This window comes from Paenibacillus sp. MER TA 81-3, from assembly GCF_023713585.1.
Taxonomy (GTDB): domain Bacteria; phylum Bacillota; class Bacilli; order Paenibacillales; family Paenibacillaceae; genus Paenibacillus_B; species Paenibacillus_B profundus.
This window is the reverse complement of the sequence record NZ_JAMAWB010000025.1, coordinates 24,759-38,372: the sequence shown is the minus strand read 5'-3', so window position 1 is coordinate 38,372 and position 13,614 is coordinate 24,759. Positions and strand designations below refer to the sequence as shown.

Annotated in this window: 11 protein-coding genes and 2 pseudogenes; all 13 read right to left on the bottom strand. The window is 55.1% G+C overall.

Annotated features, from left to right (window positions below; genetic code table 11):
* Nucleotides 1-124: 124 nt before the first annotated feature.
* The gene (locus tag M3650_RS26325; protein ID WP_251579035.1) at nt 125-955 is read right to left on the bottom strand and encodes an alpha/beta hydrolase; all 831 of its coding nucleotides are present in this window, start codon (nt 953-955) and stop codon (nt 125-127) included.
* Nucleotides 956-1,247: 292 nt separating this feature from the next.
* Nucleotides 1,248-1,487, bottom strand: coding sequence for a hypothetical protein (locus M3650_RS26320; RefSeq protein WP_251579034.1), 240 nt, complete (start codon nt 1,485-1,487; stop codon nt 1,248-1,250).
* A gap of 68 nt (nt 1,488-1,555) precedes the next feature.
* On the bottom strand, nt 1,556-2,134 hold the full coding sequence (locus tag M3650_RS26315; RefSeq protein ID WP_251579033.1) for a TetR/AcrR family transcriptional regulator: 579 nt from the start codon (nt 2,132-2,134) through the stop codon (nt 1,556-1,558).
* Between the two features lie 53 nt (nt 2,135-2,187).
* Entirely contained in the window at nt 2,188-2,895 is a 708-nt protein-coding gene (locus tag M3650_RS26310; protein WP_251579032.1) for an ABC transporter permease subunit, read from the bottom strand.
* Nucleotides 2,882-3,166 (bottom strand): hypothetical protein, encoded by a 285-nt coding sequence (locus M3650_RS33245; RefSeq protein ID WP_251579031.1) that lies wholly within the window; start codon nt 3,164-3,166, stop codon nt 2,882-2,884. The genes M3650_RS26310 and M3650_RS33245 overlap by 14 nt, the downstream gene beginning before the upstream one ends.
* Nucleotides 3,167-3,260: 94 nt before the next feature.
* A pseudogene (locus M3650_RS33240) lies at nt 3,261-3,476 on the bottom strand (ATP-binding cassette domain-containing protein); the annotation flags it as partial.
* Nucleotides 3,477-3,502: 26 nt separating this feature from the next.
* A pseudogene (locus M3650_RS33235) lies at nt 3,503-3,721 on the bottom strand (ATP-binding cassette domain-containing protein); the annotation flags it as partial.
* A 1,070-nt stretch (nt 3,722-4,791) separates the two neighbouring features.
* Nucleotides 4,792-6,069 (bottom strand): phosphoribosylamine--glycine ligase, encoded by a 1,278-nt coding sequence (gene purD, locus M3650_RS26290; RefSeq protein ID WP_251579030.1) that lies wholly within the window; start codon nt 6,067-6,069, stop codon nt 4,792-4,794.
* Nucleotides 6,070-6,086: 17 nt separating this feature from the next.
* Nucleotides 6,087-7,634 (bottom strand): bifunctional phosphoribosylaminoimidazolecarboxamide formyltransferase/IMP cyclohydrolase, encoded by a 1,548-nt coding sequence (purH, locus tag M3650_RS26285; protein ID WP_251579029.1) that lies wholly within the window; start codon nt 7,632-7,634, stop codon nt 6,087-6,089.
* A gap of 246 nt (nt 7,635-7,880) precedes the next feature.
* Nucleotides 7,881-8,537: a phosphoribosylglycinamide formyltransferase gene (purN, locus tag M3650_RS26280; RefSeq protein WP_483311793.1), complete on the bottom strand. Its 657-nt coding sequence runs from the start codon at nt 8,535-8,537 to the stop codon at nt 7,881-7,883.
* Entirely contained in the window at nt 8,537-9,583 is a 1,047-nt protein-coding gene (gene purM, locus M3650_RS26275) for a phosphoribosylformylglycinamidine cyclo-ligase (protein WP_019418994.1), read from the bottom strand. The genes purN and purM overlap by 1 nt, the downstream gene beginning before the upstream one ends.
* Before the next feature lie 272 nt (nt 9,584-9,855).
* Nucleotides 9,856-11,307 (bottom strand): amidophosphoribosyltransferase, encoded by a 1,452-nt coding sequence (purF, locus tag M3650_RS26270; RefSeq protein WP_251579120.1) that lies wholly within the window; start codon nt 11,305-11,307, stop codon nt 9,856-9,858.
* Between the two features lie 53 nt (nt 11,308-11,360).
* Entirely contained in the window at nt 11,361-13,592 is a 2,232-nt protein-coding gene (purL, locus tag M3650_RS26265) for a phosphoribosylformylglycinamidine synthase subunit PurL (RefSeq protein WP_251579118.1), read from the bottom strand.
* Nucleotides 13,593-13,614: the final 22 nt, after the last annotated feature.

Genomic DNA, 13,614 nt, shown 5'->3' with positions numbered 1-13,614 from the left:
CATCTCGCCTTACTTCGCCATCTGGCTCCGTTTCTCTCGCGGCGCTCATTCTGCGCTGTCTTGCATCGTTCTATCAATCGACACTGTTTCATATTGTTCAGTCTGCCATCATCCTTAACGCCGCTCAGATGCTCCAGTTCGCCCATTCCCCCTGACGCTTCTCCCACTGCTTCAGCCATTGAATCGTGCAGGAGAACAGCTTCTCCCGATGCTCGCCGCTAGAGTACGTATGGTCGGCTTGAAAGACGATCTCCTTGTCGCACTGCCCATCGCTGCGCATCCAGAACACCTTCTGGTACAGGAAGGTGTAGTCCGCTGGAATGATGTCATCGCTCGTGCCGTGGACGAGCAGCACGTCCCCGTTGAACTTCGACGCCTCTTGGAACGGTTGATGCTTGCCTAGTGAATTGAAATAGGCCGGAGTGAACGTGTAGCCCAAATAATCGGATGCGCCATGGGTTATCGACTCGTCATACCGTTCGCGTCCGACGATGCGTACGATATCGTTGAACGGGTAAGCGACGGGAGACCACAGCACCAACCGCTTAATGCGCGGATCACGTACCGCCGTTAGGAGCGCCACAGCCCCGCCCAGGCTATGACCGATGAGCGTCACGCGTTGCGGGTCGACATTGCCGCAGCCCAGCGCATAATTCACCACCGCTTGCGTCTGCTCTATCATATCGTCGAGGCCGAAATGTCCATACTCGCCTGTACTCTCACCGCAGCCGGCAAAATCAAACCGGATCACAATATGCCCTTCCTGCGCAAGCCGTCGCGAGGCATTCACAAACAGCCGATCGACGCCGATCCGGCTGCCGACGAAGCCGTGGCAAATAATCGTGACCGGAGTGCGTTGCTCCGATCCAGACTCAAAAGGCGCCCGCTCCTCTGGATAATGCAGCGTTGCCGCCAACCGTTCCTGCTGCCAACGAATATCGATTTGTCGTTCCATCGCCATTCCCCTCACTTTTTCCCCAACAATGAATGTATTGTTCAATATCTTATAATTCCGATTAATTTACTATGAATTAAGTAAATTCTACTCCAGCTTTCTTTAGGTGTCAAGTCCTCAACACGTCAATGTCTTCCTATTTTCCAGCAAAAAAATAGCCGCAACACCGCTCTCGCAGCATTACAGCTCTTATCTTCCCATACAGCCCGATGGTTAGTCGTCCCTTGTTCTACTATGAACCACAGCATGGGACTAACACTTTCACCTTAAGGATATTCTCGCCTGCACCCCGCTAATATAAACCGTAGGAACGCTGCACCATTTGATGCGTTTCAAGCGTTCCATCCGACATGCCTTCGTGCAGCAGCGCGGCAGAAGTCGACTCCTCGGACTGAGCGGCCGGAGATGACGGAGAATCCGTGCCGTCCTGCAGCATCGATTCCAATGCAGATGCCTCATCCAATCCCCGCGTATGCTCTTGGGACAAATACAGCTGTGTTAACGCGTCACCTAACGGATACGGATTTTTCATCCTCGCTTCCCTCCTGCCATATAATTTCAACCTCTTATACGACATTATTATGGAGGAAGGGGGATAAATTATGCGTGATGCTGATCGCGATCAACCAACATGCCGTGACACAGCATCGTCATCAGCTGCTCCGAGATCGTCCGCATGCTGAAGCATCCGTCCAGCTTGCCCGGCTGCGCCAAGAACTGCTTCATCGAAATGAGGAACCTGACGATAAGATGCGGAGACAGCTCCTTGCGAATATGCCCTTCCTGCTGCCCACGGAAGATTGCCTCCTCGAATTCCGGCAATATATGCTCCTCCGAATAAGACATCAGCCTCTGAAAGGTAGCCGGATAATATTGCACCAGATCGCTAATAAAGGATTGGGATACGTCGTCGAACTCATGGTACTCCATCATCCGCTTGAACAAATCGTACGTATCGCTCGCTTCCGCAATGACCTTGCGGAGATGCTGATGTAATTCCTTCAACATCTGATCGATAATGACATCCAGCAGTCCTTCTTTGCTTTGAAAATATTTATAAATGGTCATCTTCGCGACCGGAACCGCTTCGGCCACCTGCTCCATGCTCGTCTCTTGAATTCCTTGTTCGAAAAATAAGCGCCGACCCGCTTTCACGATGGCGATGGCTTTACTGTTCAAGTGACATGTGTTCCCCTTTCTGCACGGATGCTGTCGGCGGCTGACCTAACCCATTATAAATCCCGGCGGGAAAGCAGCCGCCAGCCTCCCAGCACTCCGACTATATATAGTAATATCGTAATGAATACGCCGTTCCATGGCAAGCTGCCCGAAGTGAACATTTCTTTTCCGCTGAAAATCGTGAACAGACTGAAGTCGGAGAGCCAGGATAACGACTCATTTATCCCTGCCAGCATATTGAGAAGAAACGAAATAATGACGATGCCGATACTTATTGCAAGACCTGCCCGCTCCGAAGCGACGAACACCGTAATCAAATACCCGACACCGGCAAACGCCAGCGCCGCCAATGCCCTAGCTGCCATGTATACCAGCAAAATCTCGGCATCCTCTATTGTGCTGAACCACTGCCCGAACAATAGCGTTACCCCATAGCTTAGCGCAGTGATGAGAAGTAGACCCGACAGATGGGCAGCCGCTTTGCCCATGAATAGCCCGCCACGCGATATCGGCAGCGTGAACATAAAATCAGCCGTGCCGCCGTCCCGTTCGCGGGATACCGTAGAAGCCACCCATATCGCTGCAAAAGCCCCGAGCAGCATGGTAAAGAAGACAAGCGGTTCTCCCCCCATCCAGCCTTCGAAGCTGCCTAGCATCTCGGTATGGAACCCGAAGCCTTCCAGCACTCCCTTCTGTTTCACGGCCTTTCTGTGGTGTATAGACACGCCCTCCAGCGTATTGCCCGCTTCATACTCTGCCATGAACAACTTGCTCCAACGACGGCTGGTCGATGCGAATATCATCTATCTCGTGAGACGACAGTTGACGCAGGGCAAGATGCAGCTCCCCGTGCAGCAACAGCCGATGCTCTCTGCCGTCATATACGACACCTGGATCGAGGCTTCGCAGCTGGTATCTGTCCGTACAATCCCCAGGCTGTCGGAAGCGGACATACACGATGCGTTCGTCCTTGCCTGGGAATGGAGTCGACATCACAGACGCGCAGCAGCTTTCCTTCGCTAATAAACGCAACCCGTTGGCACAGCTTCTCCACCTCGCTCAATACATGCGTAGAGAAAAATATCGTCGTCCCCTTTTCATTTTGCTCGCTCAGCATGTCGAAGAACGTATGCTGCATGAGCGGGTCCAGACCGGTCGTCGGTTCATCCAAAACGATAAGATCCGGTTGGTGGAGCATGCATTGGACGATGCCAAGCTTCTTGCGGTTGCCGAGCGAATAAGACTTGACGGCTTGCGCACATCCAGCTTCAGACGTTCCGCGTAAGCAAGCGCCGGCGTATACTTGAGCGCGAGCCCATGTACGGACGCGGCGAACGCTAATACCTCCATCCCCGTCATATCTGGATGATAGTGCACCTCAGAGGGTAAATAACCGATGCGTCTACGTAGATCCGGCCGCTCCTTGCTCACCTGTTCGCCGAATAGCTCAACAGTGCCTGCCGTCGGACGAATCAACTGCATCATCGTACGCAGCGTTATAGACTTTCCCGCCCCATTCGGCCCAATAAATCCAAATGCTTCCCCTTGCTTTACCGTCAGATCAACCTGCTCAATACCGCGCTGCACACCGTATCTCTTCGTCAAACCACCATTTTCACAACATCCATCCCACCCACCCCATTATATACTTTAATTATATATTGAGTACATTATATGAGATTCATTTTTCTTTTTAAACATATTTTTATACTAATAATCACCCAAAAGTATAGCCAACCCCAATATATACTGCCAATGAGACACCCCTACGCTATGACGCTAAGCTACCGATACACCATACTGCGATACTGCTAGATCCAGATCCAAGAAACTTAGAAGCCCCTAGTACCGAGGTACAGAGCTCCTAAGACATTCATGCTAAGAAACTGACATATCAAAATTACTGTGATACCAGTCCTGAAACGCCGAGCTATAAAGTTACTAGTTCAAATAGATGCTGATACTGAAATACCGCGTTACAAGTTACTGTGCTGAAGGGAGATTGACACTATTGCCCAGTTTCAAGCCACTGAGCTGAGGGGGGATTGACACTATTGCCCAGCTTCAAGCCACTGAGTTGAGGGGAGATTGACACTATTGCCCAGCTTCAAACCACTGAGTTGAGGGGAGATTGGCTCTATTGCCCTTTTTCAATTCACTGAGTTGAGGGGAGATTGACACTATTGCCCCGCTTCAAACCACTGAGTTGAGGGGAGATTGGCTCTATTGCCCCGCTTCAAGCTGAGCTGAGGGGGGGATTGGCACTGTTGCCCAGTTTCAATTCACTGAGTTGAAGAACTGCTGAGATATTGCTACTGAAATGCCAAAGGTAATCCCCCCTACTACCGTGTCCTAACGCAAGCCAAAGTGCATTGGAAAACATACAGCAGAATGTTGCATCTCCCCCCTGGAATCGCCACTCCATTGGAAAACATCCAATTAAATCCCACTTTATTCTGCTCCCAACTGCTTCAACACGGATTCTACTGGATCAAATCCAATCAAATGTCTCTTGAGGCCCTCTAACGCGCCTTTCCACTGTACGATATCCAATGAGTTGACCCCTTCACCTCAAATTGTGCAACATAAAAAAGCTCTCTCCTAGCAAATAAGGGAGAGAGCTCGATAAACCCGCATTACATTCAATTCGCATCAAGTTATATTATGGGCGTTTTCGCTTTGGCCGCAATGTCCTTCCGATATTGCATCCCGTCGAAACGGAGCATATCGACTGCCTTGTACGCCTGCGCCGCTGCAGCCGCCACATCTTCACCCCGGCCGACCACGCCAAGCACGCGTCCACCGTTCGTCCTCCACACCCCATCCGCATCGCGGGAAGTTCCGGCATGGAAGAGCAGTGCCTGCTCTGCCGCTATATCCAAGCCTGTGATGACGTCGCCTTTGCGATATGCGCCAGGGTAACCTTCGGATGCCACGATAACGCATACCGCTGCATCCTCGTGCCATTCCAGTTCCACCTCATGCAGCGTTCCTTCTGCCACCGCCCACAAGACGTCGAACAGATCGCTCTTCAAGCGCGGCAGCACGACCTGCGTCTCCGGGTCCCCGAAGCGCGCGTTGAATTCAACGACCTTCGGCGTCCCTTCCGGCGTAATCATCAACCCGGCAAAGAGCAAGCCTTTAAACGGCCTTCCTTCACAAACCATCGCCCGGGCTGCCGACTGAACAATAGTGTCGACAGCGTTCGCGAACACCGCTTCCGAGAATTGCGGCAAAGGGCTGTACGTCCCCATGCCACCCGTATTCGAACCTTGGTCACCATCGAATATCGGCTTATGATCCTGGGCAGGCACGCAAGCACGCACCGTCTCGCCATCCACAAACGCGAGAATGGACATCTCTTGGCCCTGCATAAATTCTTCAATGACCACCTGCTGGCCGGAAGCGCCGAACTTGCGTTCGACCATCACTTCCTCCAGCACCTGCTCAGCTTCCGCCAAGCTGTGCGCAATCGTCACGCCTTTGCCTGCCGCCAAGCCATCCGCCTTGATGACGACAGGCATCGATTGCTCCCGCACATAACGCTTCGCCGCATCCGCGTCATCAAAGACCGCATAAGCCGCAGTCGGAATATCGTATTTGCGCAGCAAGTGCTTCATGAACACTTTGCTGCCTTCAATCTCGGCCGCCTTGCGGTCGGGCCCGAAGATGCGCAAGCCGTGCGCCTGCAGCGCATCAACAATGCCGTCTGCGAGCGGATCGTCCGGACCGACCACGACAAGGTCCACCTTCTGCTCCGCAGCATAGGCAGCAATGCCTTCGAAATCGTTGACGGATAACGCAACGCACTCCGCAAGCTGCGCAATACCGGCATTGCCCGGCGCACACAGCACCTCATCCACTTTCGGACTCTGCTTAAGCGCCCAGACCAGCGCGTGTTCGCGGCCGCCGCTGCCAATGACCAATACCTTCATCTGCACATCCCCCGTTCCTAATGCTTGAAATGACGGACACCGGTAAGGACCATTGCCAGTCCATGCTCATTCGCCACTTGAATGGACTCGTCGTCGCGGATGGAGCCGCCGGGCTGAATGACAGCCGTAATGCCAGCTTCCGCCGCTAAGGCGAGCGTATCTCCCATCGGGAAGAACGCATCCGATGCAAGCACCGCGCCTCGCGCCTTCTCTCCAGCCTGCTCGATCGCGATACGGGCTGCCCCGACGCGGTTCATCTGTCCTGCGCCTACGCCGACAGTCATGCCATCCTTCACGAGCACGATGGCATTCGATTTCACGTGCTTGACCACATTCCAACCGAACAACAGCTGCTCCAGTTCGGCTTCTGATGGCTTGCGCTCAGTCACAGCCTGCAGCTTGGAAGCGTCAAGCGTATGCAGATCATTCTCCTGCACCAGCAAGCCGCCGTTCACCGAGGTGAGCTGGCGGGACGCGCCGCGCTCTGCCGGAGTCGGAACGACGCCGGTGCGCAGCAGACGCAAATTTTTCTTCTGCTGCAATATATCCAGCGCCTCTTGCGTGAAATCCGGCGCGATGACGATTTCGAGGAAGATTTCGTGCAGCAAGCGTGCCGTGTCCCCATCGATTGTCCGGTTCGCGGCAACGATACCGCCGAAGATGGACGTTGGATCAGATTCGTACGCCTTTTGATACGCTTCAAACACGGTAGCACCGATACCGACCCCGCAAGGATTCATATGCTTTACGGCAACAACCGCTGGCATCTGAAATTCGCTCACGATGGAGAGAGCGGCGTTTGCGTCGTTAATATTGTTGTAGGACAGCTCCTTGCCGTGCAGTTGCTCCGCCGTCGTAATGCTGCCCGGCGCTGCCAACGGTTGGCGATAGAACGCCGCTTCCTGGTGCGGGTTCTCCCCGTAACGAAGCGACTGCACCTTCTCGTACGTGACCGTGTAGCGCTCTGGCCACGTCTCGCCGACCTGCCCGCTTAAATAGTCCGCGATCAACGCATCGTACGCCGCCGTATGGCGGAATACCTTCGCTGCCAAGCGTTTGCGCGTCTCAAGCGTCGTATCTCCGCCGTTACGGATTTCTTCCAGCACCGCCTCATAATCCGCCGCATCGACCACTACAGTAACGTCACCGTGGTTTTTGGCCGCTGAGCGCAGCATTGTTGGCCCGCCGATATCTATATTTTCAATCGCATCTTCATAGGACACATCTGGCTTCGCTATCGTTTGCTGGAACGGATACAGATTGACAATGACCATATCAATCGCGGATAAGCCGAGCTCTTCCAGCTGCTTGCGATGCTCCTCATTGCTTCGTACCGCAAGCAGACCGCTGTGTACGGCTGGATGGAGCGTCTTTACCCGTCCGTCCAATATTTCGGGAAATCCAGTCACATCCGAAATACCCGTTACCGGCACGCCCGCTTGCTCCAGCAGTGACTTCGTTCCTCCGGTTGAAATAAGCTGCACGCCCGCTTCTGCCAGCGCACGCGCAAATTCAACGACACCCGTCTTGTCGGATACACTAATAAGCGCTCTTTGAATCGTCATGTTGTCCTCTCCCTTGCTAAAAATATATGGCTGCCACTTCCGAGCCCGGCGGATGTATAGCTCGCTTCCATCCCCGCTCCGTTGTGCTAACATTTGGAATTATGATTGTATACCATTTTAATGTGATAAAGTCCATTCGTCCAGACAGCCTCAACCTGCGCATCCAGCAATGCTGTTGGAACCCGCTGCCCATATGCTCACCTGCAAAACGCTTTCTCTCTTGTCCGGATTCCTATATCCGAACAACTAGCTCTTCCCGCTCACCAGACGGCTTACCACCTGCGGATACAACTCGTGCTCCACCGCCTGAATACGTGCAGTCAATGCCGCTTCCGTATCACCCTGTTCAATCATGACGGCTTGCTGCGCCACAATCGGACCCGTATCCATCCCTTCATCTACGAGATGCACCGTCACTCCCGTCACCTTCACGCCGTAATCCAGCGCTTGGCGTACCGCGTGCAGGCCCGGAAAGGCCGGGAGCAGCGATGGATGAATGTTGACCATGCGCCCTTCATATGCATGAAGGAGCACTGGCGTAATGAGCCGCATATAGCCGGCAAGCACAATCCAATCGATGTCGTATTCCTCCAGCACATGCAGCACATCGTGTTCATACTGCTCGCGTGACAAATATTGCTTTGGCTCAAATACCACATAGGGCACGTTCGCCGCCTGCGCCCGCTCAAGGACATAAGCGCGAGGCTTGTCGCAAATAAGGAGCGCCACATCCGCATTCAACTGCTGCGCATAAGCCGCATCTGCAAGCGCTTGGAAGTTCGAGCCTGAACCGGAGGCGAACACCGCGATACGCGGCATCCGCTCCCCGTCACGCACTTCTAACGACGGCACGCTGAAGTCTGCCGTTTCTTTGTGAACAGAAATCGTATCCATCGGACGCATTATATCCCGACCTCCGGTATCCGTACTTCCCGTGCACCTTCCGTTACAGTCCCGATGCGGTACACCGCTTCCCCCTGCTCTGACAAGCATGCCGCTGCGGCATCCGCATCCTGTGCCGATACGACGACGATCATGCCGATTCCCATGTTGAACGTTGTGAACAGCTCCTCCGCTTTCAAGGCGCCCACCCGCTCCATCAAGCGGAACACCGGATGCACCGGCCATGAGCCGTAATCAATATGAACCGCTGTCCCTTCCGGCAGTACACGCGGAATATTTTCGAGGAAGCCGCCGCCCGTAATGTGCGCCGCCCCTTTAATTTGCACCTGCTTCATCAGTTCAAGCAGCGGTTTAACATAGATGCGTGTCGGTGTAAGCAGCACTTCACCGAGCGTCGCCTCCGTCTCTAGCTCCGGCACCTGCGCATTCAAGCTGTAGCCCGCTTGCTCCAGCAGCAGCTTGCGCACGAGCGAGAAGCCGTTGCTGTGCACGCCGCTCGATGGCAGACCGAGAATGACATCTCCCGGCTTGATGCTTGCTCCGTTAACAATGCGGCTCTTATCGACAACCCCCACGCTGAAGCCTGCGATGTCGTACTCTTCCGTCTCGTACATGCCCGGCATTTCTGCCGTCTCGCCCCCGATGAGCGAACAGCCCGCCTGCGCGCAGCCTTCCGCAATCCCGCTCACGATGCTCTCGATGCGCTCCGGCTTCACTTTGCCACAGGCCAAGTAATCCAGGAAGAACAGCGGCTCCGCCCCCTGCACGACGATGTCGTTCACGCACATTGCCACCGCGTCGATGCCAATCGTATCATGCTTATCCATGGCAAAGGCAAGCATCAGCTTCGTTCCAACGCCATCGGTTCCCGATACGAGCACAGGCTCCTCGTATTTTTTGCTGTTCAGCTGGAATAGAGCGCCGAAGCCGCCGAGATCCGTCATCACCTCAGGGCGGAACGTGCGGCGCACATGCTTCTTCATACGTTCGACGGCTTCATTGCCTGCCGCGATGTCGACACCCGCTTGTTTGTAAGCTTCAGACATGGGTTTCTCTCCCTTACTCATGTTTTAGAGGTTATTCAAAAAGGCCCCTTTTGATCACGATGATCATCTAGTAGCATATTCGACATCGAATCTTGCATTCAACCTTGAAGTCCAGTGCTCATGTAGTCCCGCCTACACTCCGCTCCTCCTTCTTCGGTTTCTTGCAACCTTCTCGGTGCTGAAAAGTGTCCGGTTTGAACATATATTTTTCATTTGCAAAATTCAAATACCGATGGGCAACAACTTTGCATCCTCATGTACGGTTCATTTTTTCAGCAGCTACAGCCCGATGTCTTCGCCGCGGCAGCCAGCTCCGTCGGATAATCGTGATCGAAGCAGGCCATGCACAGACCGCCCTTCTTTTCCTTCGCGAACGCGCCTCCGATCGCCTCCACCGTGCCCTCGTGAGACAAGAACGCAAGCGAATCCGCGCCGATCAAGCCGCAAATCTCTTCTACGGAATGGGTCGAAGCGATTAAGTCATTGCTGTCCGGCGTATCGATGCCGTAGAAGCACGGATGCTTGAACGGTGGCGACGCGATGCGCAGATGCACCTCCAGCGCGCCCGCATCGCGCAGCATCTTGACGATGCGGCGTGACGTCGTGCCGCGCACGATCGAGTCGTCGATGAGGACGACACGCTTGCCTTCCACTACACTGCGCACCGCGCTTAGCTTCATCTTGACGCCCTGCTCGCGCAGCTCCTGGCTAGGCTGAATGAACGTGCGGCCTGAATATTTGCTCTTAATCATGCCCATCTCATAGGGAATGCCTGTCGCCTCCGCGTAGCCGATAGCGGCGGAAATGCTGGAATCCGGCACGCCGGATACGATATCCGCCTCGACAAACGACTCTTGCGCCAGCTGCTTCCCCATCCGCTTGCGGGCGGTATGAAGATTGATGTCATGCATTTGACTATCTGGACGTGCAAAATATATAAATTCCATCGCGCACAAAGCGCGGCGCTCCACGGGCGCGAATCGTTCCGAGCGGTAGCCCATCTCGTCGAACACGAGCAGCTCGCCCGGCTCGATCGCGCGGATGAATTCCGCGCCCACCGCGTCCAAAGCGCATGATTCAGACGAAAACACATACGCATCACCGATGCGCCCCATCGCCAGCGGACGCAAGCCATGCGGATCTGATGCAACAAGCAGCCTATCATTCGTCATAATGAGAAACGCGAAGCCGCCGGCGAGCTGGCGAAGAGCTTCCTTCGCCGCCGTCACCAGGTCGGCCTCCGAACGGGCGATCAAATGGGCAATGACCTCAGTGTCGCTCGTCGTCTGGAAGATGGAGCCCTTCTGCTCCAGCTCCCGCCGAATAGCAGGCGCATTGACGATGTTCCCGTTCGTCGCTACGGACAAGTCGCCGTCCCGCGTCTTGAACACGAGCGGCTGCGCATTCGTCAAGCGGCTGTCGCCAGACGTGGAATAGCGCACGTGACCGATGGCGCGGTCGCCAAGCAAGCTTTCTAGGCGGTCCTTGTCGAACACTTCCTTCACGAGGCCCATGCCGCGGTGATAGCTGAACGCGCGGCCGTCTGACGTGCAGATGCCTGAGCTCTCCTCACCGCGGTGCTGCAGCGTATGAAGGCCGTAGTACGTGAGCGAGGCGGCATCGGCATATCCAAATACGCCGAATACGCCGCACTCCTCGCGCAGACGGTCGAACGGACCGTCTTTGCCTATTCCTTCGTTGAAGTAACTGCCTCTCTCGTCCATACCCGCCAAGTCGTACACCCGGGCCGCCTCTTCACGTTCCTTCGCATGCTGCTTTATTGCATCAGACATGGAATCGCATCCTTCCACACCCGCTCCGCTTCGTATCGTGTCACGTCAATGGCATCCTTGCCGTTCACCCGCAGCTGAATCCGGTCTCCGCCAACGACGCCTAAGCGCTGAACAGGCACTTCATATTGGGCACACCACTCAACGACCGCTTCCTCATGCTCCGGAGCAACCGATAGCACGATTCGGGATTGAGATTCACTAAACAACGCCACATCCGGTCTCATACCTTCCACTTGCCAATCTGCCGTCACACCAATGCCTCCGCTGATGGCGCACTCCGTGAGCGCAACCGCGATCCCGCCTTCCGCCGCATCATGAGCAGATTGCACCTTACCCGCTTGAATCGCGCCAAGCACGGCGCGCTGCAGACGCTGTTCCACATCCAAATCCACCACCGGCGGACGCCCTTCCGTCACGCCATGGATAACAGTCTGGAACTCGCTGCCGCCAAGCTCTACTTTCGTTGTGCCGAGCAGGAGCACAATATCGCCTGCCTGCTTGAAGCCTTGCTGCGTAATATGATCCACATCATGTACGAGACCGACCATGCCGACTACTGGAGTCGGATAGATGGCCCCTTTTGCATTTTCATTGTATAAGCTGACGTTCCCTCCGATTACCGGAGTCGACAGGTGACGGCACGCTTCCGCCATCCCATCGACGGCCTGCTCCATTTGCCAGAAGTTCTCTGGCTTCTCTGGATTGCCGAAGTTCAAGTTGTCCGTAATCGCTAACGGTTCCGCACCAGAGCATACGATGTTGCGCGCCGCTTCCGCCACCGCAATGCGACCGCCCATATACGGGTCAAGATACGCATAGCGTCCGTTGCAATCCGTCGTCATCGCAAGCGCCTTGCGCGTGCCGCGCACCATGACAACTGCGGCATCCGATCCAGGCGCTACCGCCGTGCTGGCGCGCACCATACTATCGTACTGGCGGTATACCCACTCTTTGCTCGCCACCGTCGGGGAACCAAGCACTTTGAACAAAGCATCGTTAACATCCGTCACTTCTGGATAATTCGTTGTATCCACCTGTTCGTTCGCTGTATAGTAAGCCGGAACCTGAGATGGCTTCTCATAGACCGGACATTCGTCCACCAAGCCGCGCACCGGCATATCCGCTACCACCTCACCGCCATAGGTCAGGCGGAGTCGGCCATCATCCGTCACGCGGCCGACCTGGCGGCAGATGACGCCCCAGCGGTTGAATATTTCCATCGCTATAGGCTCGTTATGCTCTTCGATGACGAACAGCATGCGCTCCTGCGATTCAGACAGCATCATCTCGTAAGGCGTCATGCCGCGTTCGCGCTGCGGCACCTCGTTCAGATGCAGCTCCAGACCGTTGCCCGCCTTGCTTGCCATCTCGGCGCTAGAACAGGTCAAGCCCGCTGCGCCCATATCTTGAATGCCGATGACGATACCCGATTGAATGAGCTCCAAGCACGATTCCATCACTAATTTTTCCATGAACGGATCACCGACTTGAACCGCCGGACGCTTCGCCTCCGACTCTTCCGTCAGTTCCTCCGAAGCAAATGTCGCCCCGTGGATGCCATCGCGCCCTGTCGGAGGTCCAACATAATAGACCGGGTTGCCGATGCCGCTCGCCACACCGCTCTGAATATCCTGATGATCAATTAAGCCGACGCACATCGCGTTCACGAGCGGGTTTCCTTCGTAGCTCGCATCGAACATCACTTCGCCGCCGACCGTTGGAATGCCGATACAGTTGCCGTAGCCTGCAATCCCAGATACGACATGCTCGAACAAATAGCGCACGCGCTCATCCGTCAATTGGCCGAAGCGGAGCGAGTTCAGCAGCGCTATCGGACGCGCGCCCATCGAGAAGATGTCGCGGATGATGCCGCCAACCCCTGTCGCTGCGCCTTGATAAGGCTCGATGGCGGAAGGGTGGTTATGGCTCTCGATTTTGAAGCACACCGCTTGACCGTCGCCAATGTCGACGATGCCGGCGCCTTCACCCGGACCGACCAGCACACGCTCGCCTGTCGTCGGGAACCGCTTCAGCAAGGGCTTGGAATTTTTGTAGGCGCAGTGCTCCGACCACATGACGCTGAATACGCCGATTTCCGTGTAGTTCGGCTGACGGCCGAGCAGCTCGCAAATATGCGCATATTCCGAATCCGTCACGCCCATCGACGCATAAATCCGCTCCTCCGCAATTTGCTGTGCCGACGGCTCCTTCAGCATGTTTGCCTTGCCTTGCTCCAAT

Coding starts and splice junctions, on each gene's coding strand:
- purD (WP_251579030.1), bottom strand. CDS start 6,069: ATGAAGGTATTGGTCATTGGCAGCGGCGGCCGCGAACACGCGCTGGTC.
- purN (WP_483311793.1), bottom strand. CDS start 8,537: ATGCGTCCGATGGATACGATTTCTGTTCACAAAGAAACGGCAGACTTC.
- M3650_RS26310 (WP_251579032.1), bottom strand. CDS start 2,895: ATGGCAGAGTATGAAGCGGGCAATACGCTGGAGGGCGTGTCTATACAC.
- purL (WP_251579118.1), bottom strand. CDS start 13,592: ATGCTGAAGGAGCCGTCGGCACAGCAAATTGCGGAGGAGCGGATTTAT.
- purM (WP_019418994.1), bottom strand. CDS start 9,583: ATGTCTGAAGCTTACAAACAAGCGGGTGTCGACATCGCGGCAGGCAAT.
- purF (WP_251579120.1), bottom strand. CDS start 11,307: ATGGACGAGAGAGGCAGTTACTTCAACGAAGGAATAGGCAAAGACGGT.
- purH (WP_251579029.1), bottom strand. CDS start 7,634: ATGACGATTCAAAGAGCGCTTATTAGTGTATCCGACAAGACGGGTGTC.
- M3650_RS26320 (WP_251579034.1), bottom strand. CDS start 1,487: ATGAAAAATCCGTATCCGTTAGGTGACGCGTTAACACAGCTGTATTTG.
- M3650_RS26325 (WP_251579035.1), bottom strand. CDS start 955: ATGGAACGACAAATCGATATTCGTTGGCAGCAGGAACGGTTGGCGGCA.